Origin of the sequence: Actinophytocola sp., assembly GCF_035942955.1 — a bacterium.
In the GTDB taxonomy this organism is placed as follows: Bacteria; Actinomycetota; Actinomycetes; order Mycobacteriales; family Pseudonocardiaceae; genus DASYTH01.
In genome coordinates this window covers 19,416-45,488 of record NZ_DASZCQ010000300.1, presented here as the reverse complement: position 1 = coordinate 45,488, position 26,073 = coordinate 19,416, and the positions used below count along the sequence as shown (strand labels likewise).

26 protein-coding genes are annotated in these 26,073 nt (G+C 71.6%); 15 read left to right on the top strand and 11 right to left on the bottom strand.

Annotated elements, in window-relative coordinates; all coding sequences use genetic code 11:
* The first annotated feature begins 275 nt into the window (after positions 1–275).
* Positions 276–833: a maleylpyruvate isomerase family mycothiol-dependent enzyme gene (locus VGX25_RS30180; protein ID WP_326921335.1), complete on the top strand. Its 558-nt coding sequence runs from the start codon at positions 276–278 to the stop codon at positions 831–833.
* On the opposite strand, the gene VGX25_RS30175 is transcribed toward VGX25_RS30180, so the two are convergent.
* Positions 809–1,912 carry a globin domain-containing protein gene (locus VGX25_RS30175; protein WP_326921334.1) on the bottom strand — a complete coding sequence of 368 codons (1,104 nt, stop codon included), beginning with the start codon at positions 1,910–1,912 and terminating at the stop codon, positions 809–811. The genes VGX25_RS30180 and VGX25_RS30175 overlap by 25 nt on opposite strands.
* A gap of 559 nt (positions 1,913–2,471) precedes the next feature.
* Here VGX25_RS30175 and clpB point away from each other — a divergent pair.
* From clpB to VGX25_RS30130, 9 genes are all read left to right on the top strand, one after another.
* Positions 2,472–5,078 (top strand): ATP-dependent chaperone ClpB, encoded by a 2,607-nt coding sequence (gene clpB / locus VGX25_RS30170; protein WP_326921333.1) that lies wholly within the window; start codon positions 2,472–2,474, stop codon positions 5,076–5,078.
* A gap of 54 nt (positions 5,079–5,132) precedes the next feature.
* A complete protein-coding gene (locus VGX25_RS30165; RefSeq protein WP_326921332.1) occupies positions 5,133–5,840 on the top strand; it encodes a hypothetical protein in 708 nt (235 codons plus the stop codon).
* Positions 5,841–5,871: 31 nt separating this feature from the next.
* Positions 5,872–6,651, top strand: coding sequence for an SDR family oxidoreductase (locus VGX25_RS30160; protein ID WP_326921331.1), 780 nt, complete (start codon positions 5,872–5,874; stop codon positions 6,649–6,651).
* A 9-nt stretch (positions 6,652–6,660) separates the two neighbouring features.
* Positions 6,661–7,326: a DUF3137 domain-containing protein gene (locus tag VGX25_RS30155; RefSeq protein WP_326921330.1), complete on the top strand. Its 666-nt coding sequence runs from the start codon at positions 6,661–6,663 to the stop codon at positions 7,324–7,326.
* Positions 7,327–7,388: 62 nt separating this feature from the next.
* Positions 7,389–7,958 (top strand): orotate phosphoribosyltransferase, encoded by a 570-nt coding sequence (gene pyrE / locus VGX25_RS30150; RefSeq protein WP_326921329.1) that lies wholly within the window; start codon positions 7,389–7,391, stop codon positions 7,956–7,958.
* A gap of 114 nt (positions 7,959–8,072) precedes the next feature.
* Positions 8,073–9,677 carry a ribosomal protection-like ABC-F family protein gene (gene abc-f / locus VGX25_RS30145; RefSeq protein WP_326921328.1) on the top strand — a complete coding sequence of 535 codons (1,605 nt, stop codon included), beginning with the start codon at positions 8,073–8,075 and terminating at the stop codon, positions 9,675–9,677.
* A gap of 12 nt (positions 9,678–9,689) precedes the next feature.
* Positions 9,690–10,334 carry a LemA family protein gene (locus VGX25_RS30140; RefSeq protein ID WP_326921327.1) on the top strand — a complete coding sequence of 215 codons (645 nt, stop codon included), beginning with the start codon at positions 9,690–9,692 and terminating at the stop codon, positions 10,332–10,334.
* 9 nt (positions 10,335–10,343) lie between these two features.
* Complete coding sequence (locus VGX25_RS30135; RefSeq protein WP_326921326.1) at positions 10,344–10,715, top strand: DUF2784 domain-containing protein; 372 nt, start codon at positions 10,344–10,346, stop codon at positions 10,713–10,715.
* A complete protein-coding gene (locus tag VGX25_RS30130) occupies positions 10,712–11,359 on the top strand; it encodes an RNA methyltransferase (protein WP_326921325.1) in 648 nt (215 codons plus the stop codon). Before VGX25_RS30135 ends, VGX25_RS30130 begins: the two co-directional genes overlap by 4 nt.
* On the opposite strand, the gene VGX25_RS30125 is transcribed toward VGX25_RS30130, so the two are convergent.
* From VGX25_RS30125 to VGX25_RS30105, 5 genes are all read right to left on the bottom strand, one after another.
* Complete coding sequence (locus VGX25_RS30125) at positions 11,360–12,007, bottom strand: hypothetical protein (protein ID WP_326921324.1); 648 nt, start codon at positions 12,005–12,007, stop codon at positions 11,360–11,362.
* Between the two features lie 55 nt (positions 12,008–12,062).
* Positions 12,063–12,755 (bottom strand): response regulator transcription factor, encoded by a 693-nt coding sequence (locus tag VGX25_RS30120; RefSeq protein ID WP_326921323.1) that lies wholly within the window; start codon positions 12,753–12,755, stop codon positions 12,063–12,065.
* Positions 12,756–12,853: 98 nt separating this feature from the next.
* Entirely contained in the window at positions 12,854–14,788 is a 1,935-nt protein-coding gene (locus tag VGX25_RS30115; protein WP_326921322.1) for an ATP-binding protein, read from the bottom strand.
* A 59-nt stretch (positions 14,789–14,847) separates the two neighbouring features.
* Positions 14,848–15,174: a hypothetical protein gene (locus VGX25_RS30110; RefSeq protein ID WP_326921321.1), complete on the bottom strand. Its 327-nt coding sequence runs from the start codon at positions 15,172–15,174 to the stop codon at positions 14,848–14,850.
* A gap of 220 nt (positions 15,175–15,394) precedes the next feature.
* Positions 15,395–17,569, bottom strand: a complete 2,175-nt coding sequence (locus VGX25_RS30105) for a molybdopterin-dependent oxidoreductase (protein WP_326921320.1) — start codon at positions 17,567–17,569, stop codon at positions 15,395–15,397.
* 138 nt (positions 17,570–17,707) lie between these two features.
* On the opposite strand from VGX25_RS30105, the gene VGX25_RS30100 reads away from it, so the two are divergent.
* The 4 genes from VGX25_RS30100 to VGX25_RS30085 all read left to right on the top strand — a co-directional run bounded on the left by VGX25_RS30100 (position 17,708) and on the right by VGX25_RS30085 (position 20,656).
* Entirely contained in the window at positions 17,708–18,790 is a 1,083-nt protein-coding gene (locus VGX25_RS30100; RefSeq protein ID WP_326921339.1) for a glycoside hydrolase family 76 protein, read from the top strand.
* Positions 18,791–19,540, top strand: a complete 750-nt coding sequence (locus VGX25_RS30095) for an SDR family oxidoreductase (RefSeq protein ID WP_326921319.1) — start codon at positions 18,791–18,793, stop codon at positions 19,538–19,540.
* Positions 19,537–20,160 (top strand): nucleoside/nucleotide kinase family protein, encoded by a 624-nt coding sequence (locus tag VGX25_RS30090; RefSeq protein WP_326921318.1) that lies wholly within the window; start codon positions 19,537–19,539, stop codon positions 20,158–20,160. Before VGX25_RS30095 ends, VGX25_RS30090 begins: the two co-directional genes overlap by 4 nt.
* Before the next feature lie 85 nt (positions 20,161–20,245).
* Positions 20,246–20,656, top strand: a complete 411-nt coding sequence (locus VGX25_RS30085; protein ID WP_326921317.1) for a VOC family protein — start codon at positions 20,246–20,248, stop codon at positions 20,654–20,656.
* Here VGX25_RS30085 and VGX25_RS30080 read toward each other — a convergent pair.
* Positions 20,649–21,269, bottom strand: a complete 621-nt coding sequence (locus tag VGX25_RS30080) for a DedA family protein (RefSeq protein ID WP_414636033.1) — start codon at positions 21,267–21,269, stop codon at positions 20,649–20,651. The genes VGX25_RS30085 and VGX25_RS30080 overlap by 8 nt on opposite strands.
* A gap of 111 nt (positions 21,270–21,380) precedes the next feature.
* Positions 21,381–22,376, bottom strand: a complete 996-nt coding sequence (locus VGX25_RS30075; RefSeq protein ID WP_326921315.1) for an alpha/beta hydrolase — start codon at positions 22,374–22,376, stop codon at positions 21,381–21,383.
* Positions 22,377–22,543: 167 nt separating this feature from the next.
* On the opposite strand from VGX25_RS30075, the gene VGX25_RS30070 reads away from it, so the two are divergent.
* A complete protein-coding gene (locus VGX25_RS30070) occupies positions 22,544–23,944 on the top strand; it encodes an FAD-binding oxidoreductase (RefSeq protein WP_326921314.1) in 1,401 nt (466 codons plus the stop codon).
* On the opposite strand, the gene VGX25_RS30065 is transcribed toward VGX25_RS30070, so the two are convergent.
* Genes VGX25_RS30065 through nagA form a run of 3 tightly spaced genes read right to left on the bottom strand, consistent with a single transcriptional unit; the run spans position 23,907 to position 26,062 of the window.
* On the bottom strand, positions 23,907–24,542 hold the full coding sequence (locus VGX25_RS30065) for a DedA family protein (protein WP_326921338.1): 636 nt from the start codon (positions 24,540–24,542) through the stop codon (positions 23,907–23,909). The two genes, VGX25_RS30070 and VGX25_RS30065, sit on opposite strands and share 38 nt — an antisense overlap.
* 52 nt (positions 24,543–24,594) lie before the next feature.
* On the bottom strand, positions 24,595–24,903 hold the full coding sequence (locus VGX25_RS30060) for a hypothetical protein (protein ID WP_326921313.1): 309 nt from the start codon (positions 24,901–24,903) through the stop codon (positions 24,595–24,597).
* A 10-nt stretch (positions 24,904–24,913) separates the two neighbouring features.
* Positions 24,914–26,062 carry an N-acetylglucosamine-6-phosphate deacetylase gene (gene nagA, locus VGX25_RS30055; RefSeq protein ID WP_326921312.1) on the bottom strand — a complete coding sequence of 383 codons (1,149 nt, stop codon included), beginning with the start codon at positions 26,060–26,062 and terminating at the stop codon, positions 24,914–24,916.
* Positions 26,063–26,073 lie beyond the last annotated feature (11 nt).

The following is a 26,073-nucleotide window of genomic DNA, read 5'->3' as shown; positions in this document are numbered from 1 at the left end:
GCTTCGGATGGATGGTCGGGTTGCGCCGGCGGCTGGCGGTTGGCGGGGTGGTTGGGCGGGGTCCCGCGTTCGGGTAGGCGTGTGACGCGTTCGCGCGGGTGGGTCTCATGGCCCGGCGGTGGCGCTTGGATGTGGGGGTGGGCGGTGGGAAGGGCGATCATGGGGGTATGACGTATCGGGATGTGCGGCGGAATGTGATGGGGTTGTTGGGGGATCGGGCGGATGCCGGGGGGTTGGGGGTGCCGCAGTGTCCGGGGTGGATGGTTCGGGATCTGGTGGGGCATCTGGTTGAGGTGTGCCGGATCGTGCTGGACGGTCGGGGGTCGCCGATCGATGCGGGGGTGGGGGATCCGGGGGTGGATGTGGCCGGGTTGCTTGCGGAGTGGGAGGTGGTCGGCGAGGCGGTGGACCGGCTGATGGCGAGCGGTGGGACGCGGTGGGCGGGGCCGTTGGTTCTGGATGCGTTTACCCATGAGGTTGATCTGCGGTATGTGTTGGGGGAGCCGGTTTCGGCCGAGCATCCGGCGTTCGAGTGGTGCTTCAAGCTTGCGGTCGGTGGGTGGGGCAGGTCGTTGAGCGCGCGGGGGTTGCCGGCGGTCCTGGTGAGCGTGGCGGGGATGGAGCGGGTGGCCGGGGAGGGGGAGCCGGCGGTCAGGGTGCGTGGCGAGCGGTTGGACGTGTACCGGGCGTTGGTGGGGCGGCGGACGTATGGGCAGATTGCCGCGCTGGACTGGAGTGGGGATCCGGGGCGGTGGTTGGGGTGCTTCGAGTGGGGGCCGTTCACGCCGCCGGAGCGGGTGGTCGAGGGTCAGTCGACGGTGAAGGGGTCGTAGCTGATCCGGTCGAGCGGGGTGCCGGCGACGAGCATGCGGGAGACGGTGGAGCGAATCATGGCGGGGGAGCCGGAGACGAGCACGTCGCGGTCGGCCCAGGCGCCGTAGCGGGTGACGACGTCGGCGAGGGTGCCCTGCTGCATGGTGGCGGGGTCGGCCTCGGACTCGAGGACCGGGACGACGGTGAGCCAGGGGTTGGTGGCGGCGATGGCCAGGAGGTGACCGAGGTCGTAGAGGTCGGCGCGGACGCGGCCGCCGTAGAACAGGTGGACGTGGGGATTTTCGCCCCATTGAGCCAGGTCCTCGATGATGGCGCGCATGGGGGCCAGGCCGGTGCCGCCGGCGATCATGACGACGTCCCGGCCGGAGGTGCGGTCGACGCGCAGCCGGCCCATGGCGGGGCCGATCCGCCACACGTCGCCGACCTGGGCCTCGGCGACGATCGCGCGGCTGACCCAGCCCGAGGGCACCGCGCGGACGTGGAACTCGAGCAGGCCGTCGGAGCGGGGCGGGGTGGCCGGCGACAGGTAGCGCCACAGCCGCGGGCGCTGCGGGATCTCGACGGACAGGTACTGGCCGGGTTGGTAGGGGACCGGGTGGTCGGGCTGGAGGCGGACGATGGCCAGGTCGCGGGCGCGGCGTTCGTGCGAGACGAGGGTGGCCGACCACCAGGCGGGGCCGTCGTCGGCGGCCGCGGCGTCGAGCATGGCGCGGGCGACGATCGTGTAGGCCTCGGCCCAGGCGTGCTCGACCTCGACGGTCCAGGCCTCCCCGGCGTAACGCTTGATCGCCGCGAGCAACGCCATGCCGAGCGGCTCGTAGTGGCGGCTGACGACGCCGAACTTGCGGTGGTCGCGGCCGAGTTGGCGCAGGAACGGGACCAGCTCGTCCGGCCGGTCGATCATCTGGACGATGTGGACCAGCGCCCGCAGGAAGCGGGAGCGCTGGACCTGCATGTTCAGCGGGAAGAGCTCGCGGATCTCGGGGGCGATGCTGAACAGGTTGGCGTAGAACGTCTCGGCGACGTGGTCGGCCTGCGGTTCGACGACAGCAAAACTCTCGCGGACGAGTCGCACCATGGTTGCGACCGCCGCAGGCTGCTCATCGCTCTGCTGCGGAGTGGGGCTCACCAGCGCCTTGGGAGTCATCGTGGTCGGGGCACGCTGCCGGTTCTGCACTGCTCGGGCGCCCAAATCTAGACGCCGCGATGCTCGAGCAACTATCCCCCGACGGTGTGGATGTTAGACCGATTCTCGTCAATCGGAAGATCTTGATAGCACGTTCGTGTGACTTTCTGCTACGGAATGCGCGTGCGGCTAGGCCAGGTGAGTGGATGTTGGCAGACTCGATCAGGGCGGACACGCGGCGCCGGCGCCTACCCGGGCCATCGCTTGCGGGCCCTGGCTCACTCGAGTGGCGCTTGACAGTGCCCGAGCCCTCACGCTGTGGATACCGTGCGTCGGGCCCTGTGGATAGAGACCTGGGGATTGTGGACAGCAGGGCCGGGACTGTGGACAACCGGTTGGTACATCCGGGTGAGTTGGGCGCGAACTGGCGAGGGTTGAGCGGAACCGGCTCAACTTTTCTGCCGTTGTAGATGATGACGAGCGAGGAACCGGACGACCCCTGAGGTGAGGGATGGACGCTTTCAATCCGACCACGAAGACCCAGCAGGCGATCTCATCGGCCGCCCAGGCCGCGTCGGTGGCGGGCAACCCCGACATCAAGCCGGTGCACCTGCTCGGCGCGCTGCTGGCGCAGAGCGACGGATTGACCGTTCCCCTGCTCACCGCGGTCGGGGCCGACCCGAACCAGGTCCGCAAGGAGGTCGACCAGCTGGCCAACGCGCTGCCGTCGGCGACCGGTGCCACGGTCTCCGCGCCCCAACTCGACGGGCAGGCGCTGCGCTCGGTCACCCACGCGCAGAAGCTGGCCACCGAGCTCGGCGACGAGTACGTCTCCACCGAGCACCTGCTCGTCGGCCTGGCCGCGGAGGGTGGCCAGGTCGCCGACCTGCTCCGCCGGCAGGGCGCGACGCCGGACGCGCTGCGCGAGGCGTTCGTCAAGGTGCGCGGCTCGGCCAGGGTGACCAGCCCCGACCCGGAGGGCACCTACAAGGCGCTGGAGAAGTACGGCGTCGACCTCACCGACCGGGCCCGCAAGGGCGAGCTCGACCCGGTGATCGGCCGGGACGCCGAGATCCGCCGGGTGGTCCAGGTGCTGTCCCGGCGCACCAAGAACAACCCGGTGCTGATCGGCGAGCCGGGCGTCGGCAAGACCGCCATCGTCGAGGGCCTCGCCCAGCGGATCGTGGCCGGCGACGTGCCGGAGTCCTTGCGCGGCAAGCGGGTCGTGGCGCTGGACCTCGGCTCGATGGTGGCCGGCTCGAAGTTCCGCGGCGAGTTCGAGGAGCGGCTCAACGCCGTGCTCAAGGAGATCACCGACTCGGCCGGCCAGGTGATCACGTTCATCGACGAGCTGCACACGATCGTCGGCGCCGGGGCCACCGGCGAGGGCTCGATGGACGCCGGCAACATGATCAAGCCCATGCTGGCCCGCGGTGAGCTGCGCATGGTCGGCGCCACCACGCTCGACGAGTACCGCAAGCACATCGAGAAGGACGCCGCGCTCGAGCGGCGCTTCCAGCAGGTCTTCGTCGGCGAGCCGTCCGTCGAGGACACCGTCGGCATCCTGCGCGGCCTCAAGGAGCGCTACGAGGTGCACCACGGCGTGCGGATCACCGACAGCGCGCTGGTCGCCGCGGCCACCCTGTCCGACCGCTACATCACCGCCCGGTTCCTCCCGGACAAGGCCATCGACCTGGTCGACGAGGCCGCCTCCCGGCTGCGCATGGAGATCGACTCCCGGCCGGTGGAGATCGACGAGGTGGAGCGGGCCGTGCGCCGGCTGGAGATCGAGGAGATGGCGCTGGCCAAGGAGGACGACCCGGCCTCCAAGCAGCGGCTGGCCGCGCTGCGCGCCGAGCTGGCCGAGAAGCGCGAGACGCTGTCCGCGCTGACCGCCAGGTGGCAGAACGAGAAGGGCGCCATCGAGCGGGTCCGCGAGCTCAAGGAGCAGCTCGAGCAGCTGCGCGGCGAGTCGGAGCGGGCCGAGCGCGACGGCGACCTCGGCCGGGCCGCCGAGCTGCGCTACGGCCGGATCCCGGCGCTGGAGAAGGAGCTGGAGAAGGCCGAGAAGTACACCGCGGCCACCTCCGAGGCGCCGGTGATGCTCAAGGAGGAGGTCGGCCCGGACGACGTGGCCGACGTCGTGTCGTCCTGGACCGGCATCCCGGCCGGGCGGCTTCTGGAGGGCGAGACCGCCAAGCTGCTGCGCATGGAGGACGCCCTGGCCGAGCGCGTCGTGGGCCAGGCGGAGGCGGTCCGCGCGGTGTCCGACGCGGTGCGCCGGGCGCGCGCCGGGGTGGCCGACCCGGACCGCCCGACCGGCTCGTTCCTGTTCCTCGGCCCCACCGGCGTCGGCAAGACCGAGCTGGCCAAGGCGCTGGCCGAGTTCCTGTTCGACGACGCGCGGGCCATGGTGCGCATCGACATGAGCGAGTACTCCGAGAAGCACTCGGTGGCCCGGCTGGTCGGCGCGCCGCCCGGTTACGTCGGTTACGACCAGGGCGGGCAGCTGACCGAGTCGGTGCGCCGCCGCCCGTACAGCGTGGTGCTGCTCGACGAGGTGGAGAAGGCCCACCAGGACGTGTTCGACGTGCTGCTGCAGGTGCTCGACGACGGTCGGCTGACCGACGGCCAGGGCCGGACCGTGGACTTCCGCAACACGATCCTGGTGCTCACGTCGAATCTCGGCTCTTCGGCGTTCGCCGAGAAGAACGCTGTCAACCTCGACGAGCGGCAACAGAAAGACGTGGTGCTGTCGGTGGTGTCGCGGCACTTCAAGCCGGAGTTCCTCAACCGGCTGGACGACGTCGTGGTGTTCCACCAGCTCAGCACCGAGGAGCTGACCTCCATTGTGGACATTCAGGTGGGCAGGCTGAGCCGCCGGCTGGCCCAGCGCCGGCTCATCCTGGACGTCACCCCGTCGGCAAGGGACTGGTTGGCGCTCAACGGCTTCGACCCGATCTACGGCGCCCGGCCGCTGCGCCGGCTGGTCTCGTCGGCGATCGGCGACCAGCTGGCCAAGGGCCTGCTCGCCGGGGACATCCGGGACGGGGACACCGTGCTGGTGGACGTCACCGACGACAACTCCGCCCTCGTGGTGTCCCGGGTGGCCGCGTAAGACTCGCGCCCCGGCGATCTTGGTTTGCGCGCCGGTACGACTACGCTGCCCACCGTGGGAGTTCCCGCCTGGGTCTGGTTCACCGTCGCGGCGGTCGCGGCCGTGCTCGGCGGCGCCTTCCTGCTGCGCGATCGTGCCCGGCTGACCTCGCGAAACCGGGAGCGGCAGCGCTGGGCGGCGTTGCGCGGCTGGCAGTTCGCCGAGACCGACCACGTCCTGCCCACCCAGTGGACCAGCGGCGCCATCGCCTACTACGGCGGCGGCATCGCCCGCGACGTGGTGGCCGGCTCGACGTTCACCGCCGACGGGCGGCGCCGGGTGTACGTGTTCGACCTCGACACCGGGGGAAAGATCGGCGCGGTGATCGCCGCGGTGCAGTGCCGCCGGGTGCACCCGGTCGTGGTCGAGCTGTGGCTGCCCAACGTGCCGTTCCAGCGCGAGCACATGCCCGAGCTGCTCGGCCCGGTCGGCCAGCGCTACGCGTTCGTCTCCGACATCACCACCGCCCGCGGCCTGATCACCCCGGACCTGGTCGACGCCACCGAGGACATCGGCGGAGACATCACGGTGGCCTGGATCGAGGGCGGCTGGGTGCTGGCCAGCGCCCCGCCAAGCGCCGGCCCGTCCCGTCTCGAGCGGCTGCTGCGCGGCATCGGCGAGCTCGCCGACGTCATCGACCCGTTCGACGCCGAGGTCGACCCGGTCGGCGAGCACGAGCCCGAGCACGAGCATCCCACCGGCCGGCACGGCGAAACGACCTGAAGCCGCGGCGACGATCCGATAGCGTCGCGGCATGTCGACCGCTCTTGTCACCGGGGCCACCGCGGGCATCGGCCTCGCCTTCGCCCGCCGGCTCGCCGCGGAGGGCTACCACCTGGTCGTGGTCGCGCGCACCAGGGAGCGGCTCAAGGAGGTGGCGGCCGAGCTGACCGCCGCGCACGGCGTGGACGTCCAGGTTATGGTCGCCGACCTGTCGACGGCGCGGGCCCGCAAGCGGGTCGAGGAGCGGCTCGCCGACCCCGACAACCCGATCGACCTGCTGGTCAACAACGCCGGCTTCGGCACGGCCGGCACGTTCGTCGACACCGACATGGAGCTGCTGCAGGCGCAGCTCGACGTGAACGTCACCAGCGTGCTCCGGCTGACCAGAGCCGTGCTGCCGGGCATGGTGGCCCGGGGACACGGCGACGTGATCAACGTGTCCAGCGTGGCCGGGTTCTTCCCCGGCCCCGGCCCGACGTACGCCGCGACCAAGTCCTGGGTGACCACGTTCTCCGAGGGTATGGCGATCTCCCTGCGGGGAACCGGGGTTCGGGTGGTGGCGCTGTGCCCCGGCTTCACGCACACCTCGTTCCACGAACGGGCCGACCTGGGCGAGCCGGACGTGCCGGCCCGGTTCTGGTTGGCGGCCGACCGGGTGGTCGCCGACTGCCTGACCGACCTGCGGCGCGGCCGGACGGTCTCGGTTCCCGGCCGGCAGTACAAGGCCCTGGTCGGTGTCGGCCGGCGGCTGCCCCGCCGGCTGGTGCACCGGCTGGTGGCCAAGGCCGCCGCCGGGCGCGACCGCACCTGAGGCGGACCCGTGGACTTCTGGGTGCTGTTCGCGCTGGCCGCGGTCGGCCTCGGCATCTGGAGCGTGGTCAAGTGGCGCCTACGCAAGCAGAGGATCGGCGAGCTTTCGGCGTTCGCCGCGCAGCGTGGCTGGCAGTACGAGGAACGCGACGACTCACTCGCCGACCGCTACACGGGTACGCCGTTCGGTCGGGGTTCGAGTCGCAGGGTCAGGCACGTGCTGTCCGGGCAGCACCGCGGTCGGCGGGTGACCGCCTTCGAGTACAGCTACACCGAGGGCAGCGGGGACAACTCGACCACCTACACGTTCACGGTGGCCGCGCTGGCCACGCCGGCGCACCGGCCATGGCTCGAGGTGAAGCGGGAGGGCCTCGGTCGCAAGCTGCTCGGCCTGATCGGGGTGCGGGACCTGCAACTGGAGAGCGACGAGTTCAACGAGAGGTTCCACGTCGACACGGCGGACGCGAAGTTTGCCTATGACGTCCTGCATCCGCGCATGATGGAGTGGTTGATCGGGGACCGGCGCGCCGCCGACCTCGGCTGGGCGTTCCGGTTCGAGCAGGGTGACCTGGTCACCTGGGCCAAGGGACCGCTGGAGATCGACAAGCTGATGGGCATGCTCGACTACCTGGGCGAGATCCTCGAGCAGGTGCCGAGCTTCGTCTGGAAACCCTAGTCCGCCTCACCGGGCGTTTCGCGCGCGGTGCCGGGGCGGCCGGTGTGCCAGGCTGGGAACTTGTGCGGACTGGAGCTGTTCCCGGAGTCGATCTCGGCGCGAAGCGTGAGCTGGCCCGGCTGGTGACCGAGCTGGCCGTGCTGCACGGCCGCTTCGTGCTCGCCTCCGGCAAGGAGGCCGACTACTACATCGACCTGCGCCGGGCGACGCTGCATCATGCCGCGGCCCCGCTGATCGGGCGGCTGCTGCGGCAGCTCACGGCCGACTGGCGCTATGTGGCGGCCGGCGGCCTGACGCTCGGCGCGGACCCGGTGGCGTGCGCGATGATGCACGCCGCGGCGGCCGCCGGCGAGGTGCTCGACGTGTTCGTGGTGCGCAAGAGCACCAAGGAGCACGGCACGCAGCGGCGGATCGAGGGCATCGAGGTGGCCGGGCAGCGGGTGCTCGCGGTCGAGGACACGTCCACCACCGGCAACAGCGTGCTCACCGCGGTCGACGCGCTCACCGAGGCCGGCGCCACGGTCGTCGGGGTGACCACCGTGGTCGACCGCGACACCGGCGCGCGCCAGGCGATCGAGGCCCGCGGCCTGCCGTACCGCTACCTGCTGGACCTGTCCGACCTGGGTCTGTAGCGCCACGTCGAAAATCCGGTGCGCAGGCGCCGGGGTCCGTGGCATGGTGGAGGTATGCGCCTCTGACGGCATTCCCATGAGTCCTCTGTGGAATGACCGATCGGGGGTTTCGCCATGTCTACCCAGTTGACGCTGCGTGTCGTCAGCAAGTCCTACGGCGACCGGCGCCTGTTCGACGCGGTCTCGCTCACCGTGCGTCCGGGCGAGCGGGTCGGCATCGTCGGCGAGAACGGCGCCGGCAAGTCCACGCTGCTGCGCCTGCTCGCCGGCTTCGAGGAGCCGGACGACGGCGAGGTCGTCGTGGTCGCGGGCAGCCTCGGCCACCTCGCCCAGACGCCCACCCTCCCTCCACATCGGACAGTGCGGGACGCGGTCGACCGCGCCCTTGCCGACCTGCGCCGGCTTGAGCACGAGCTGCGTGCGGCCGAGGCGCGACTCGCCGAGGTCGGACCGGCCGGACTGGCCAGGTACGGCGACCTGCTCACCGAGTTCGAGCTGCGCGGCGGGTACGACGCCGACGCTCACGTGGACCGGGCGATGCACGCGCTCGGCCTGACCGGCGTCGGCCGGGACCGGACGCTGGGCAGCCTGTCCGGCGGGGAGCTGGCCCGGCTCGGGCTGGCCTGCCTGCTGGCCGCGCGGCCCGAGGTGCTGCTGCTCGACGAGCCGACCAACCATCTCGACGCCCACGGGTTGACCTGGCTGGAGGATCAGCTGCGCGGGCACCCCGGAACGGTCGTCGCCGTCTCGCACGACCGGCTGTTCCTCGAGCGGGTGGCGACGGCGATCGTCGAGGTGGACGGCGACCGGCGCACGCTGGCCCGGTACGGCGACGGCTACGCCGGCTACCTGGCCGAGAAGGCCGCGGCCCGCCGCCGCTGGGAGCAGGCGCACCGGCGGTGGACCGACGAGGTCCGCCAGCTCACCGCGTACGCCGCCACGACGGCGCACCGGGTGGCGCCGGACCGGCCGATGAAGGACCGCAACAAGCCGGCCTACGACCGGGACCGGGAGCGGGTGCAGAGCTCGATCTCCATGCGGGTGCGCAACGCCCAGGAGCGGCTGCGCCGGCTGCGCGAGGATCCGGTGCCCCGGCCGCCCGATCCGCTGCGCTTCGCCGCGCGGCTGTCCGGCGGCACGGCCGAGCCGGTAGTGGCGGCGCGCGGGATCCTGGTCGCCGGCCGGCTCCGCGTCGAGGAGCTGACCGTCGGCGGCCGGGACCGGCTGCTCGTGTACGGGCCCAACGGCGCCGGCAAGACCACGCTGCTGCGGGTGCTCGCCGGCGACCTGACGCCGGACCGGGGCGAGGTGCGCCGGCGCGGGCGGATCGGGTACCTGGCGCAGGAGATCCCGGTGGGACGGCCCGACCGGAGCCTGCTGTCCGCGTACGCCGAGGGGCGGCAAGGGGATGCCGACGAGCACGCGGCCGCCCTGCTCCAGCTTGGCCTGTTCCGGCCGGACGACCTGCGGGTGCCGGTCGGGGCGCTGTCCGCGGGGCAGCGCCGGCGGCTGGCGCTCGCCCGGCTGCTGAGCACCGAGGTTGACCTGCTGCTGCTCGACGAGCCCACCAACCACCTGTCCCCGGCGCTGGTCGAGGAGCTGGAGGAGGCGCTCGGCGGGTTCGCCGGCGCGGTGCTGGCCGTCTCGCACGACCGCCGGCTGCGGCGCCGGTTCGCCGGAACGCAGCGCGAGCTGCGGGCGGGCCACCTTGCCAGGTAGTAGCCTTCCGTCGTGGATGCCGTGCTGATCGTCCTGCTGATCGTCGTCGCGCTGATCGTGCTCGCGGTGCTCGGCTTCATCGCCAGCTACAACAAGTTTGCCCGGCAGCGCAACACGATCGAGGAGTCCTGGCGGCAGATCGACGTCGAGCTGCAGCGCCGGCACGACCTGATCGGCAACCTGGTCGAGGTGACGGCGGCGGCGGCGAAGTTCGAGCAGGCCACGCTGACCCAGGTGACCCGGGCGCGGGCGCAGGCGGTGGCCGCGCACGGCGCCGGCCCGGCCAGGCAGGGCCGCGCGGAGCAGGCGTTGAACGGCGCGCTGGCCGGCTTCTTCGCCGTCGCCGAGTCGTACCCGGACCTCAAGGCCAACCAGGACTTCCTCTACCTGCAGACCCAGCTGGTCGAGTGCGAGGACCGGATCGCCGCCGGGCGCCGGTTCTACAACGGCAACGTGCGCGCGTACAACACCCGGTTCGACACGTTCCCGTCCAGCGTGGTCGCCAACGTCGGCAAGTTCGTCAAGCGGGAGTACTACGAGGTGGACGACCCGGGCGTGCGGGCCGCCCCGTCGCTGCGCGGCGCGCTCAACGGCCTCAACGAGCCGGTCACCCCGACGCCGCCGATGGGTCAGCAGCTGCCGCCGGCACAGAGCTAACCTGGGCCTATGGCCGGGTTTCTCGCCGCAGCGACGGTGGTCGTGCACTTCGCCGCCCTGCTCTACATCGGGCTCGGCGGCTTCCTGGCCTGGCGCTGGCCGAAGTCGATCTTCGTGCACGTGTTCTTCGTGGTGTGGGGGGTCGCGGTCAACGTGGTGCCGGGGCTGCCCTGCCCGCTGACCACGCTCGAGGACCACTTCCGGGCCCGGCAGGGGCTCGGCCCGCTGCCCGGCGGCTTCAACGAGTACTACATCTACGACGACCTGATCCCGCGCGGCCTGCTCCCGGCGTTCACCGTGGCCGCGGTCCTCGTGCTGATCTTCTCCTACGCCGGCGCGTACCTGCTCTGGAAGCGGCGCCGGCTCGTGGCGACGCATTGACCGAGCAGGGGCCGACCGAGTGGGAGTTCGGCGAGCCGGTCGGCGTCGGCCCGTGGCCGGGCGAGTGGCCCGACGACCCGCGCTACGACGCAGAGCTGCTGGCCAACGGCGACCGCCGCAACGTCGTCGACGCCTACCGCTACTGGCGCCGCGACGCGGTGATCGCCGACCTCGACCGGCGCCGGCACGACTTCCACGTGGCCATCGAGAACTTCCGGCACGACCACAACATCGGCACCGTCGTGCGCACCGCCAACGCCTTCGCCGCCCGCGCCGTGCACATCGTCGGCCGCCGCCGCTGGAACCGCCGCGGCGCCATGGTCACCGACCGGTACCAGCACATCGTCCACCACCCCGACGTCGACTCGCTGCTTTCCTTCGCCGGCAAGGAGAACCTGACGCTGGTCGCGGTCGACAACACCCCGGGCGCCACCCCGGTGGAGACCGCCGCCCTCCCCCGGCGCTGCGTCCTCCTCTTCGGCCAGGAGGGCCCCGGCCTCACCGACGCGGCCCGCGCCGCGGCCCCCCTGATCGTGTCGATCGCCCAGTTCGGCTCCACCCGCTCGATCAACGCCGGCGTCGCCGCCGGCATCGTCATGCACGCCTGGATCCGCCAGCATGCCGACCTGGCCACGGCGTGGTGATCATCTCCGGGTGGCGCAGAGCCTCGAGGAGGAGATCAGGCGGATGCGCGCCTGCGTGGATCCCGGCAGCTGTAGCCAGCCGCCCTGCCACGTGTTCGCGACCCGCAGACCGACAAGGGGCACGAACGACCGGGGATCGATGCCGTCGTATCCGTGCCGAACGACCGATGTGTACAGCTCACCGGAGATCACCAGCACGAGCGGTGCGCTGGTGTGGCCAAGCGCCCGCTTGAGCTCGGCAGCGTCGAGCAATCGAAACGCGACATCGAGCGTCTCGCCGAACGGAGCCCTGTCGTCGTAGTGCACCTCGCCCGCGTGCACGACGGCGCGCAGCCGGAGCGGGTCATCGGGATGCCGCCCGTTGTGCAGGCTCAGCAGCCCGGTGAGGACCGGAATGACCGCGCTCAGCAGCAACGTCTTCGGCACCTGGTCGGCCGGCTGGATCAACACGAGCAGCCCGTCACCCCGGTCGATGAACGGATCGTGGTGCTGCCGCCCGATCCCGCTGGCCGCCATGGCCTCGGCGACGAGGCCGTACATCACGTCGCGCGCCCGCGCCTTCGCGCGGTTGGTCCTGGTGGTGGAACCCTCGATGTCGACCGCAAGGACGGTGCGGTAACGCGGTTGTTCGGCAGATCGGGGAATCATGGATAGCAGCCTCCACCACCCGCCTTCCCGGGAGATAGGTAGATTGCCGTCCCGATTATTCGGGAGACTCCCCGTTCTGCGGCCGGCCGAGCCCTCGAGCCCTGGCCAACTCGCCCGCCTTCTTGCGGTCCGTTACGCCGAGCTTGCTGATGATGGTGGAAACGCCGTTCGCCACGGTTTTCTCCGCCACGTCGAGCCGCCTGGCGATCTCGGCGTTGGTCATCCCGCGCGCGACCAGGTCGAGCACGTCGTGCTCGCGGTTGGTCAGCTGACGAAATGGGCGGATGCCATTCGACACCTCGGGCACCAGGGCGGGCAGAAGCCTCCTGATGGGCGAGCTGAACACCCCGACGCCGTTGGCCGCCAGCCGCATCTTCTGCACGAAGTCCGTGGGATCGTCCTGTTTCAGGAGGTATCCGCACACGCCCGCCGAGATGACCTCGCGCACCAGTTCCGGCTCGCTGTAAGAGGTCACGACCAGGATGCCCGCGTCGGACCAGCGGTGCCGGATCTCCCGAATGGCGGTGACACCGCAAAAGGTGGCCTCCGCGCCGGCGCGCTCGGGCAGCGTCAGGTCCATGAGCGTCACCGACGGCTTCAGCTCGGGTACCGCTTCGATCGCCGCGTCCGCCGTGATGAATTCGCCCACTACTTCGATATCGTCGTATATCGCGAACTGAGCGCGTAAGCCACTCAGAAAGATGGGGTGATCATCCACGATCACCACTCGAAGCAGTTGATCATGCACGATGCATGCTCCTAGCAGCTGATCACGTGCTGAGCTCCGAAGTTTACTGCCGGTCTCGCCGTGTTCAACTGCCGGTCGGCATTGATCGCCGAAAACGATCATTCGGGCGGGAGCGGAAGGCGAGCCGTGATCTGGGTTCCCTGAGGCAGGGACGTGATGGTGAACGTTCCATTGAGATCTTCACAGCGCCTGCGCATCGAGTCCAAGCCGATTCCCGGAGCCGCGTTCGGAGCGATCCCGTCGCCATCGTCGACAATGGTCAATTCCAGGACATCGGTCCGCCTGATGACAATCCGGCACGAGCAGGCGTTCGCGTGCCGGCTGACGTTGGCCAGTGCCTCGCCGACGATCCGGTACGCCGCCATCTCGACGGCCGCGGGCAGGTCCCGCAGCGTGCCGTCGGCGATCACGCGCACGGCGAGGGAGCTGCGGAACCGCTCCGCCTGCCAGCGCACCGCCTCGAGCAGGCCCAAGTGGAGCTCCCGCGGCGGAATGTTCCTGATCAGCTCGTGCACCTGGGACGAGATCGAGGTCAGGTCGACACTCACGAGATCGAGATGTTCGCGAATCCGGGGCGTGTCGCTCGCCAGCTTCCGTGCGGCATCGACCTTCAACCGGATGCCCGCCAGGCTCGGCTTGATCCCGTCGTGCAGATCCCTCGTGATCCGTTGCAGATCCTCTTCCCGCTCCTGTTCGAACTGCCGGTTGATCCGGTCGAGGTCGCGCATGAGCCGCACGGACTGCGCCGCGGGCGCCGCCTGGCGGGCCAGGTCGGCGAGCAGGCGGCGTTCGCGGCGGCCGAACCTCTCCTCCGGCGACCGGTTCTCGGCGACGATCTGTCCGACCTGGACGCCGCCGTGCGTCATCGGCACCCGCAGCGGGTGCCAGTCGTGCGCGCGCCCATACCTGGCAAGCAGCTCCGGTTGCCCGTCGGTGTCCAGGTAGATCGCCACGTACGGCAACTTGAGCGCCGTGCCGACGGACTCGGCGACGGCCGGGAACACCTCGTCGGGCCGCAATGGGTTCGCCAGCTGCTCGCCGAGCTGCGACAGCGCACGGTACGGATCGGCGCGATGCCCGTAGAGCCAACGGTCCAGCCGGACCCGCAGCAGCCGGTGCAGCGGGGCGAGCACCACCACCACGGCAACGGTGCCGATCACGCTGGCCTGGGCCGGCAACGGCCTCGTGGCGATCAGCACGACCAGCGTGTAGACGGCGGTCAGCGCCACCGTGAGCAGTCCGTACAGCACGGTGCGGTGGATGAGGAGGTCGATGTCGTAGAGACCGAAGCGAAGGATCGCGATCAGCGCCGCGACCGGGAACGCCGCGAGCACGACCCAGGCGCCCCACAGCGCTCCCAGAGTGTCGAACACGAACGCGGGAATCATCAGCGCCGTGCATGCGGCGGCCCACACCAGCAGCCGGCGTTGCGTCCCCGCGGCCCGGCGCAGCCGCACGAACAGCGACGCGACCGCGCCGACCAGGCTGGCGACGAAGCAGGCGAACCCGGTCAGCACCAGCAGAAGCGGGGTACCGCGCCGGGCCGCGCCATGCAGGACGTCCTGCCAGAAGGTCGCCGGGCTGGCCCAGGCCGCCCAGCCGATGCCGACCACCGGAAGCAGGACTCCGGCCACGGCCGGGACGAGCACCGGCCACCATCGCGCCGACAGCGGCCGGCCGTTGGGAAAGATCAGAATGGCGATCGGCAGCAGGGCGAATGCGGGCCAGGGCGACCAGGTGCTGATCCACGCCCACCAGTACATCGTGGACCAGGTGTCGGCGCCGACGGTGACGGCCCCACACATCCCTATGCCGAGGATGAGCCAGCCGACGGCATTTCTCCTGGTATAGGCGATGATGCGCAATCCGAGCAGGGAACATGCCACCGCGATCACCCAGTTGCGCGGATGGGATGCGTGCACCGCGTGCGGTGCCAGCGCATGTGCGGTGGCGGCCGCTACCAGAAATGCCGCCGCCACCGACGCGAGGAGGCGAGAGACCACGACTTCCCCGTCGAACCGCAGCCTTCGCACCGCGGCTTTCGTGTTGGAATACATCCGCCCCCCTCGAAGTCGAGGTCTCGCCGCAGTGGTTAGTCGTGGTCTCCGTGAATCCAGTGCCAGATCATGTGGCAGATGGATCCCTCATGGTACGGGCCGACCGGCACCTTCCCTTCGAGAATGGACTGCAGCTGCTCCACCGTGTGCGGCGGCTGCGCCTCGATTTCAGCCGCGTGATCCTGGAGAATCTGCCACACGCGGTCCAGGGTGGCCGGCGCCTCGACATGCGCCCCGTGGAAATCGGCGCCATTCACCGCCGCCGCGGCCGCGTACTTCTCGAATGTCGAGTACCAGACGGTCAGATCCCCGAGGATGGGATGTATCCATTGTTGCCCCCGGTCACCGTTCGGTCCGGACATTGGTCACTCCTTTGTGGGTTGGGTGGATGAGGCCTTGCGGCGTAGAGCCTCTCCCGCCCGGAATCCCGGGAGCCAGGGGACCGATGTCCCAGCTTCCCGGGCGTCACGACCCGATACGCATACCGAAGGTGGGCGCGTTCGTCACATGGTCGGGTCGCACTGTAACTAAACCCACGAGCACCGAAAAGGACAATTCTTGGACGACTTTGGACGGTGCGGGCTACTGCCTGCCGACCGCCCTTGCCGGCTCGACCTCGATGGGGATGCCGTTGAGGACGGAGGTTCCGGAGGGGGCGTCGAGGAGGGTGTCGTCGGCGAGGAGGTTGGTGTTGGCGCCGGGGTGGGCGGCGGCGACCGAGGCGCGGATGCCGTCGACGTCGTGGCCCCAGCCGTGCGGGATGCTGACCACGCCGGGGCGGATGGCGTCGGTGATCTCGACGGGGATCTCCACCTTGCCGGCCCGGGAGCGAACGATGGCCAGGCCGCCGTCGACGAGGCCGAGGCGGGCGGCGTCGTCCGGGTGGACCTGGGCGGTGCACCGATTCTGCCCGCGCACCAAGGGTTCCAGGTTGTGCATCCAGGAGTTGTTGGAGCCGAGCTGGCGGCGGCCGATGAGCAGCAGCGCCCCGTCGGGCGCGCGGTCGAGCTCGGCGCGCAGCCGCGGCACGTCGGCCGTGATCGGCTCGGGGGCCAGCTCGATCAGGCCGCTTGGCGTGCCGAGCACGTCCGGGACCCGCGGCCGCAGCGGCCCGAGGTCGACGCCGTGCGGCGCGGCCTCGAGGTCGGCCAGCGTGAGGTCGTACGGGCCGGCGCGCAGCATCAGGTCGATCAGCCGGGCCGGTCCGGTGCGGCCCGCGGCGAGCGCGGCGTCGGTGCCGTAGCGCGCGGCGATCTGCCCGGCCACGAAGTCGTCGAGCGCGGCGACGTCGGCGTCGGGGCCCTGGCCGGTGACGATCCCGGTCAGCCGCAGCAGGGTCTGCCACTCCTGCGGCAGCTCGGTGGGCAGCGCGGCCGGGGTCCAGTTGGCCACGTTGCGCACCGCGAGCTGGTAGAGCGCGATGTCGTAGTGCGGGCGCTCAAGCGCGGTCGGCCCCGGCAGGATCACGTCGGCGTGCCGGGTGGTCTCGTTGAGGTAGATGTCCAGCGACACCATGAAGTCCAGCTGCCGCAACGCCTCGGTGAGCCGGCCGGCGTTGGGGGTGCTCAGGCACGGGTTGCCGCACACCGTGATCAGCGCCCGCACCTGGCCCTCGCCCGGGGTGAGGATCTCGTCGGCGAGCGTGGCCACCGGGAGCTCGCCGATCACCTCGGGCAGGCCGCGCACCCGGCTGCGCCACCGGCCGTGCGTGAACCCCTTGCGGCGCCCGGGTTTGGCGTTCGTCTGGCCGGCGGCGGCCAGCGGGAACATCGCGCCGCCCGCCCGGTCCAGGTTGCCGGTGAGCACGTTGAGCACGTCCACCAGCCAGCTGGCCAGCGTGCCGAACGCCTGCGTGGTGGTGCCGATCCGGCCGTACACCACGGCCCGCTCCGCGGCGGCCAGCTCGCGGGCCATCCGCCGGATCTCGCCGGCGTCCAGCCCGGTGACCGGCGCGACCGCCTCCGGGGTGAACGGCTCGGCCAGCTCCCGGACCACGTCCACCCCGGTCACGTGGTCGGCGAGGCGGCCGAGATCGACCAGGCCGTCGGCGAACAGCACCCGGACCATGGCGAACAGCAGCAGGGCGTCGGTCCCCGGCCGGATCGCATGGTGCTCGTCGGCCAGCTCCGCGGTCCGCGAGCGCTTCGGGTCGACCACCACGATCTTCCCGCCGCGCTCCCGGATCGCCCGCAGCCGGCCCCGCGCGTCCGGCACGGTCATCAGGCTTCCGTTGGACACCAACGGGTTCGCGCCCAGCATCAGCAGGTGCCCGGTCCGGTCGAGGTCCGGCACCGGGATGCTCAGCACATGGCCGAACAGGTAGCCGGCGGAGAAGTGCTTTGGCAGCTGGTCGACCGTGCTCGCGGTGTAGAAGTTCTTGGTGCCCAAGGCCTTGAACAGCACCGGGCCGTACAGCGCGGTCGACGTGTTGTGCACGGAGGGGTTGCCGGCGTAGACCGCCACCGCGTCCCGGCTGTGCTCGTCCATGATCGGCCGCAGCCGGGCGTCGATCTCGGCGAACGCCTCGTCCCAGCCCACCGCGACCCACTCGCCGCCGCGCTTGACCATCGGCTCGCGCAGCCGGTCGGGGTCGTGGTGCAGGGCCCCGAGCGAGGCGCCCTTGGGGCAGATGAAGCCGTGCGAGAAGACGTCGTCGGCGTCACCGCGCACCCCGACGACCCGGTCGCCCTCCATGGTCACCGCCAGCCCGCAGGTGGCTTCGCACAGGGGACACGTGACGTGCGCGGTGGTGGTCATGAGGTCCACCTTGACACAGCCCGGTGACATTCGCGGTGTGCCTCAGGCGTCCGGAACGATCCAGCGCGCACGATGGATGTCGTGACACGAGGCACCGAGCCCGCGGAGGGCACCGCCGACCCCGAGCAGTCGCCGACGCTGTGGGCGGCGCGGGCGGCCGTCGCCGAGCAGGCCGTGGTGGCCCGGCACCTGCGCCGGGTCTGGGCGGTGCCGCGAACCGCGCTGGCCAGGGCCGGCTGGCCGGCGAGCCTTGGGCAGCGGCTGCACCTGCACTGGAACTACTGGTGGCAGGCGCACCTGCTGGACTGCCTGGTCGACGCCCAGCTCCGGCAGCCGAGCTCGGCGCGCGCCGCGTCCATCACGCGGCTGGCCCGCGGGATCCGGATGCGCAACATCGGCTCATGGACCAACAGCTACTACGACGACATCGCCTGGCTGGGGCTCGCGCTGCTGCGCGCGTCGGAGGTGGTCGACCTGCCGGTGGACCGCGCGATGGTGCGGATCGCCGCCCGGCTGCGGGACGGCTGGACCGACCACGGCGGCGGCGGGATCTGGTGGCGGCGCCGGGACAGCTTCAAGAACGTGCCGGCCAACGGTCCCGCGGCGATCCTGCTGGCCAGGTGGTCGCGGGTCGGCGGCGAGCGGGCCGACCTGCAGCGGGCGCGCGCGATGGCCGAGTGGATGGACCAGCAGCTGCGCGACCCCAGGACCGACCTGCTGTGGGACGGGCTGTACGTCAACGAGGACGGCTCGATCCGGGAGGTCGTGCAGGTTATCTACACCTACTGCCAGGGCGTGTTCCTCGGCGCCTGCGTCGAGCTGATCGAGGGCGACCCGACCGGCGAGTGGGCGCGGCGGGCCGAGCGGACGGTCGTCGCGGTGGCCAGGCGGATCGCCGAGGACGGCGTGCTTCCCGGGCAGGGCGCGGGCGACGGCGGCCTGTTCGCCGGGATCCTGGCGCGGTACCTGGCCCTTGCGGCCTTGCGGCTGACCGGGTCCGGCGCCGAGCTGGCGGCCGGGCTGGTGCGGTCCTCCGCGGAGTCCGCCTGGCGCAACCGGGCGCTGGCCCGCGGCGGGCCGCTGTTCGGCCCGGAGTGGTCGCAGCCGGCGGTCAGCCCGCGCTCGGCCCGCGACCCCCGGCTCGAGCGCGACCTGTCGATCCAGCTCTCCGGCTGGATGCTGCTCGAGGCCGCCGCGGCCCTGGAACGGCATGATGCGTAGGTGCGCAACGGTGTCGTAGTGGTGACCGGCGGCGGGCGGGGGATCGGCGCCGCAGTGTGCCGGCTGGCCGGGGCGGCCGGGTACGACGTGGTGGTCAACTACGCGGCCGACCGGGCGGCGGCGGACGGTGTCGTGGCCGAGATCGAGGCGGCGGGCGGGCGCGCGGTCGCGGTGGGCGCGGACGTGGCGGACGAGGCGGAGGTGGACCGGCTGTTCAAGGCGGCCGACGAGCTCGGTGTCCTTGCCGGGCTGGTGAACAACGCCGGGATCACCGGCAACACGCCCGGCCGGCTCGACGAGCAGGACGTCGACGTCGTGCGGCGGATGCTCGACGTCAACGTCACCGGGGTGTTCCTGTGCGCGAGGGCGGCGGTGCGGCGGATGTCCATCCGGTACGGCGGCCCCGGCGGCGCGATCGTCAACGTCTCCTCGGCGGCCGCGCGGCTCGGTGGCCCCGGCGAGTGGGTGATGTACGCGGGCAGCAAGGCCGCGGTGGAGACGATGACCGTGGGGCTGGCCAAAGAGGTTGGTACCGAAGGGATCCGGGTGAACGCGGTGTCCCCGGGCGTGGTCGAGACCGACCTGCACGCCGCGGCCGGGCTGCCGGACCGGCCGAGCCGGCTGGCGCAGCTGATCCCGATGGGCCGGCCCGGCCAGCCGGTGGAGATCGCCGAGGGGATCCTCTGGCTGCTCTCGCCTTCGGCGTCCTACGTCACCGGCGCGGTGCTGAACATCTCCGGTGGCCGATGACCTCGTTCGACGATCTGGTGGCCAGGGCGCGGCGGCTGGCCGTGCCGGGTGAGCGGCACCTGCTCGGCCTCTGCGGGCCGCCCGGCGCCGGCAAGTCCACGCTGGCGCAGCGGCTGGTCGACGCGCTCGGCGAGCCGGCGGTGTACGTCGGGATGGACGGCTTCCACCTGGCGCAGGTGGAGCTGAACCGGCTCGGGCGGGCGGAGCGCAAGGGCGCCCCGGATACCTTCGACGCGGCCGGCTACGTGCACCTGCTCGCCCGGCTGCGCGCGCACCGGGCCGGCGAGGTGGTGTACGCGCCCGAGTTCCGCCGCGAGATCGAGGAGCCGATCGCCTGCGCGGTGCCGGTGCCGCCGGAGGTCCCGCTGGTGATCACCGAGGGAAACTACCTGCTGCTGCCCGATCCGCCGTGGTCGCGGGTGCGGCCGCTGCTTGACGAGGTGTGGTTCCTCGCGCCCGACGAGGACCTGCGCATCCGCCGGCTGATCGAGCGGCACCGGGCGTTCGGCCGGTCGCTTGAGGCGGCAAGGGGCCGCGCGCTCGGGTCCGACCAGGCTAATGCCGACCGTGTCAACCCGACCGCGCACAGTTCCGATCTCGTCCTGCGAAAGATCCCGTAACGGCTCCGGTCGGGTCGGGCCGACTGCGGCAGTATGGCGGAGTCTCCTGCCCCGAATGGTCCTTCGAATACCGAGAGGACGCGCCATGCCCGACCTCACCGGCGTGCACCATGTCGCCCTCACCGTGACCGATGTGGACCGCAGCGTTCCCTGGTACGAACGGGTGCTCGGGTTCAGCACGATCGGCAGGGACGACGGTGAGCACGGCCTGCGCAAGGTGTTCCTGCGCGGCCCGGGGTTCGGCATCACGCTGACCCTTGTGCAGCATCCGGTGGCCGGCGGCGCCCTGTTCGACGAGCGCAGACCCGGCCTCGATCACCTGACGTTCTCCGTGCCCGGTGTGGACTCGTTGAAGGAGTGGACGAACCGGCTGGAGGAGCACGGCGTGACGTTCTCGCCGATCGCCGAGGAGCCGACGGCGCCGGGCGCCGAGGTGATCGCGCTCCGCGACCCGGACGGCATCCAGCTCGTGCTCTGGGCGGAGAAGGCTAGTTGACCCCGACGCGGACGCCGACGCCGACCTCGATCCGCTCCGGCGGGCGGTGCATCTCCTGCCGGTAGCGCCAGATCCCGTACACCGTGCCGACCACGAAGAAGGCGACGCTGCCCCACAGCGCCACCGTCTTGAGCCACGGCAGGCCGCCGACCAGCCCCGCCCCGTAGTAGCCGAGCAGCACCAGCGTCGGCACCCAGGCGACCCCGCCGAACGACGTGGCCAGCAGGAACCGGCGCGAGTCCATCCGGGCGGCGCCGGCGATCATCGGGGCCAGCGTGCGGATCCACGGGATCCACCTGGCCAGCACGATCGCCCAGAACCCGCGGCGGTCGAGGAAGCACCTGGCCCGGTCCAGGTTCTCGTGGTTGAGCACCCGCCCGCCGCGCCGGGCGATGATCGCGTGCCCGGTCCTGTGGCCGATGTAGTAGCCGAGCATGTTGCCGACGATGGCCGCGGCCGTGGCGACGACCGACAGCGCCCAGGCGTTCCCCTCGTGATCATGTTGGGCGAGCACCACGCCGGCGGCGAACAGCAGCGAGTCGCCGGGGAGGAACAGGCCGATGATGAACGCGCACTCGGCGAACACGAAGCCAAGCACGATCGCCCACACCATCACCGGACCGGCGGTGCCGAGCACGCCGGTCGCCAGCGCATTCGACTCGGCCAGCTCCAGGGTCACCGGGGTAGCGTACGTGGCCCCGTTCCGCGGCGGGACGGTAAGCCGCTAAGCGGTCGCCGCGACCGGCTCGGCGGTTACCTGCCGGAGGAAGGCGGCCACGTCGCGAATGGCACGGCGGCCCTCGGGAATCAGCGGGTAGAACGCCTGGAACACGTGCACCTGACCGGGCCATACCTGCAACTCGCAGTGGCCGCCGGCGGCGTTGACCGCCTCGGCCAGCCGCTCGGAGTCGCCGAGCAGGCATTCGGTGTCGCCCACCTGGACCAGGATCGGCGGCCAGCGGCGCTTGTCGCCGCGCAGCACGTCCAGCCGTCTGTGGCCGAAGTCCAGCTTGCCGGCGTAGGCGAGGCCGCATTCGCGGGCCCGTGCCGGCGGCACGAACGGGTCCCGCCGGGCGGCGTCCCTTGCGTCCAGCTCGGCGCCGGTGAGGTCGAGGAACGGGGAGAACAGCACCGCGGCCGCGGGCATCGGCCGCCGCTTGCGGTGCAGGTCGGCCAGCAGGCCGGCGGCCAGGTGACCGCCGGCGGAGTCGCCGATCACCGCGATCCGGCCGGCCGGGAAGCCCTGGTCGAGCAGCCACCGGAAGCCGGAGAGGGCGTCGTCGGCGGCGGCCGGGAACGGGTGCTCGGGCGCCCGGCGGTAGTTCAGCAGCAGGGCGGGCCGGCCGCATGCCGCGGACAGGGCGGCGACCAGGTGGCGGTGGGTGCGCGGGCCGCCGAAGACGAACCCGCCGCCGTGCAGGTAGAGGATCGCGCCGGCGGTCTCGTCGGCGTTGCGGGCGGCGATCCACAGGCCGCGCACGCCGTCCCCGGTGATCGCGTGCACCCGGGTGCCCCTGGCCAGCGGCGTGTAGCCGACCAGGTCGAACACCTCGCGCACCAGGCGCCGGTAGAGGACGTTCTGCAGCCGGGCCACGTCCCCGACCCGCCGCAGGCTGTTCATCAGCAGCTGCGCCAGCGCTCGGCTCTGCACGCTCGGCGTGGCCGGAACCGGCAGGCGCGCGGGCGCCGCGGACGCCACGGTCGTGTGTGCCAGGGTCATCTCCGCACACCGCCCTTCCGACCCGGTCCTCGTTGACGGAATGTCAACGAATGTAGGTCACCCGGATGTCGGTTCGGCTGCGATTGGCCATCGCCTTGCTGCAAGGACGGTCGGGATTCTGTCCAAGGGCGTTCAACTCCAGCTCAAGGAAGGGCTACGGTTCGATTGTGGGCACCGACAACGGGCTGTTGGCCCGGCTTCGCTCGGCGGTCGGCGACGACGCGGTGCTCGTCGATCCCGACGTGACGGACAGCTACCGGCGCGACATGATGCCGCTGGCCCCGCACGGCGCACCGCTTGCCGTGGTGCTGCCCGGGGACGCGGCGCAGGTCCAGGAGGTGGTGCGGGCCTGCGCGGCGGCCGGCGTGCCGATCGTGCCGCGCGGCGCGGGCAGCGGGCTGTCCGGCGCGGCCAACGCCATCGACGGCTGCGTGGTCCTGGTGACCACCCGGATGAACGAGATCGTCGAGGTGGACCCGGACAACCGGCTCGCGGTCGTGCAGCCCGGCGTGGTCAACCTCGACCTGCGCAACGCCGTGGAGAAGCACGGGCTGTTCTACCCGCCCGACCCGTCGAGCTACGACTGGTGCACGATCGGCGGCAACCTGTCCACCAACGCCGGCGGGCTGTGCTGCGTGAAGTACGGCGTCACCACGGACTCGGTGCTGGGCCTTGAGGTCGTGCTCGCCGACGGGGAGCTGCTCAAGACCGGCCGGCGCACGGTCAAGGGGGTCGCCGGCTACGACCTGACCAAGCTGTTCATCGGCAGCGAGGGCACCCTCGGCGTGATCACCCAGGCGACGCTGGCGCTGCGCCCGCTGCCGCAGGCGCCGGGCACGATGGTGGCCGCGTTCGGCTCGGTCAGCGCCGCCGGCGCGGCGGTCAGCCGGGTGGTTCGCGAGGGGATCGTGCCGTCCCTGATGGAGATCATGGACGCCGCCTCGATCACCGCCGTCGAGGAGTACCTCAAGACCGAGCTGGGCGCCGGAAAGGGTTGCGCCGCACTGCTGATCTGCCAGTCCGACTCCGGCGGCGAGGCGGCACGGCGGGAGCTGTCGGCGATCGAGCAGGTGTGCGCCGACACCGGTGCGGAGCTGGTGCACACCACGTACGACCTGGCCGAGGGTCAGATGCTGCTCAAGGCCCGGCGGGCGGTGCTGATGGCGCTTGAGGTCTACGGCGCCTGGCTGACCGACGACGTGTGCGTGCCGCGCACCAGGATCGCCGAGCTGATCTCCGGCTGCGAGCGGATCAGCAAGGAGGTCGGGCTGCGCATCGCGGTGGTCGGGCACGCCGGCGACGGCAACATGCACCCGACGATCGTCTACGACCCGACGTCGGAGTCCGAGTTCGCCCGCGCGCACCAGGCGTTCGACGACATCCTCGAGGTGGGCCTCGGCCTCGGCGGCACGGTCACCGGCGAGCACGGCGTCGGCAAGATCAAGCGCGAGTGGCTGGCCAGGGAGATCGGCCCGGTCGGCCTGCGCGTGCACCGCGCGATCAAGGCCGCGCTCGACCCCGGCAACCTGTTCAATCCCGGCTCGATGTTCTCGCTCGCCGCGCCCTGACCATCTCGATGGCGATCGGGATCAGCGAGATCGCCACGACGAGCACCAGGATCGCCTCGATGTTCTCGTGCACGAACGGGATCTGGCCGAGGAAGTAGCCGAGCACGGTGACCCCGCTGGCCCACAGCACGCCGCCGATCGCCGAGTACACGAAGTACTTGCGGGGATCCATCCGGCCGACGCCGGCGATGGCCGTGATGAACGTGCGCACGATCGGCACGAACCGGGCGAGCACGATCGCCCGCGCCCCGTACCGCTCGAAGAACTCGTGCGTCTTGTCCACGTGCTCCCGCTTGAACAACCGGGAGTCCGGCTTGTTGAACAGCGCCGGGCCGATCTTGGCGCCGATCCAGTAGCCGCACACGTTGCCGGCGAACGCGCAGACCGTGAGCAGCACGCACAGCAGCCACAGCGAGGTCGGGATCCAGTCCTTGGCCACGAACAGGCCCGCGGTGAACAGCAGGGAGTCGCCGGGCAGGAAGAACCCGAGGAGCAGGCCGCACTCGGCGAAGATGATCAGGCACAGCACCGGAAGCAGGTACGGCCCGAGGCCGCGCAGGATCACCTCGGGGTCCAGCCAGGACGGCAGGATCGACATCGCGGTCACCGAAAGCGCGTGCGTCACCCGGAGAACGTAACAAACGGCTGGTTCACAGCAGCGTGAGCAGTCCGGCCACGGCTCCCGCCGCCAGCCCCAGCACGGCCGCCAGCAGCAGGATCGCCAGCACGGACACCCGCCGGTCGGGCTCGAGCCTCCTGGTCGCCTGCCCGGCCGGCGCCGGCGCCGGCGGCGGAACCAGGGGCAGATCGCTGCCGGACAGCAACCCGTAGCCGCTGCCCGCCAGCCCGAGCCCCGGCGCCGCGCGCACCTGGGTGGCCTCGGCGTCCGGCAGCGGCGTGCGCGACGCCTGCGCGCGCAGCGCCTCGGCGATCAGCCGCTCCGGATCCTCGTCGCCCACGTGGATGACGTTAGTCCTCGACCCACTCACCCCGGTACATCACCGCGGCCGGCCGCAGGCTCTCGTCCATGATCACCAGGTCGGCGGCCAGCCCCTCGGCAAGCTGCCCGGTCACCTTGGACAGGCCGAGCAACTCGGCGGGCCGGGTCGACGTGGCCGCCACCGCCTCCAGCATGCCCAGCCCGCACCCGCGCACCAGGTTGCGGAACGCCGCGTCCATGGTGAGCGTGCTACCGGCCAGCGAGGCGCCCCCGGCCAGCGTGGGCACCCCGTCGGTGACCGTGACGGCCAGGCCGCCGACGTCGTACACCCCGTCGCCGACCCCGGCCGCGGCGATCGCGTCGGTGATCAGCACGGTCCGTTCGGGCCCGGCGTGCCGCGCCGCCATCCGGATCACGCTGGGGTGCACGTGCACCAGGTCGCAGATCAGCTCCACGGTGACCCGCTCGTCGTTGAGCAGCGTGCCGATCGGGCCGGGCTCGCGGTGGTGCAGCGGCCGCATGCCGTTGAACAGGTGCGTGGCCACGGTCGCCCCGGCCTCGATCGCCGGCAGCACCTGCGCCTCGGTGGCGTCGGTGTGCCCGATCGCGGCCAGCACGCCGTCGCCGACCAGGCGCTTCACCGCCAGCAGCGCGCCGTCCAGCTCGGGGGCGACGGTGACCATCCGGATCGCGCCCTTGCCGGCGGCCAGCAGCGCGCCCACCGAGTCGGCGTCCGGGGGCCGCAGCACCGACGGATCATGGGCGCCGCACCGGGCCGCGGACAGGAACGGCCCCTCCAGGTGGATCCCGGTGAGCAGGCCGTCGCCGGTCAGCTCGGCCAGCACCGCGACCTGGTTGACCAGCTCGGGAATCGGCCGGGACACCAGGCTGGCCAGCATCGTCGTGGTGCCGTGCCGGCGGTGCGCCATGACCGCCCGGCGGACCCGCGCGGGGTCGGTGTCGGTGAACGACTCGCCCCCGCCGCCGTGGCAGTGGATGTCCACGAACCCGGGGACCACCCACCGCCCGGTCGCGTCCACTTCCATCGTCGGACCGCCGTCCGGCGGCGCCCCCGTGCCCAGCGCGCCGATCGAGCCGTTCTCGACCAGGACCCACCCAGGATCGAGGACGCCCCCGGCGGTCACCACCCTGCCCCCGGCGATCAACTGTCCCGTCATGCCGCACCCAC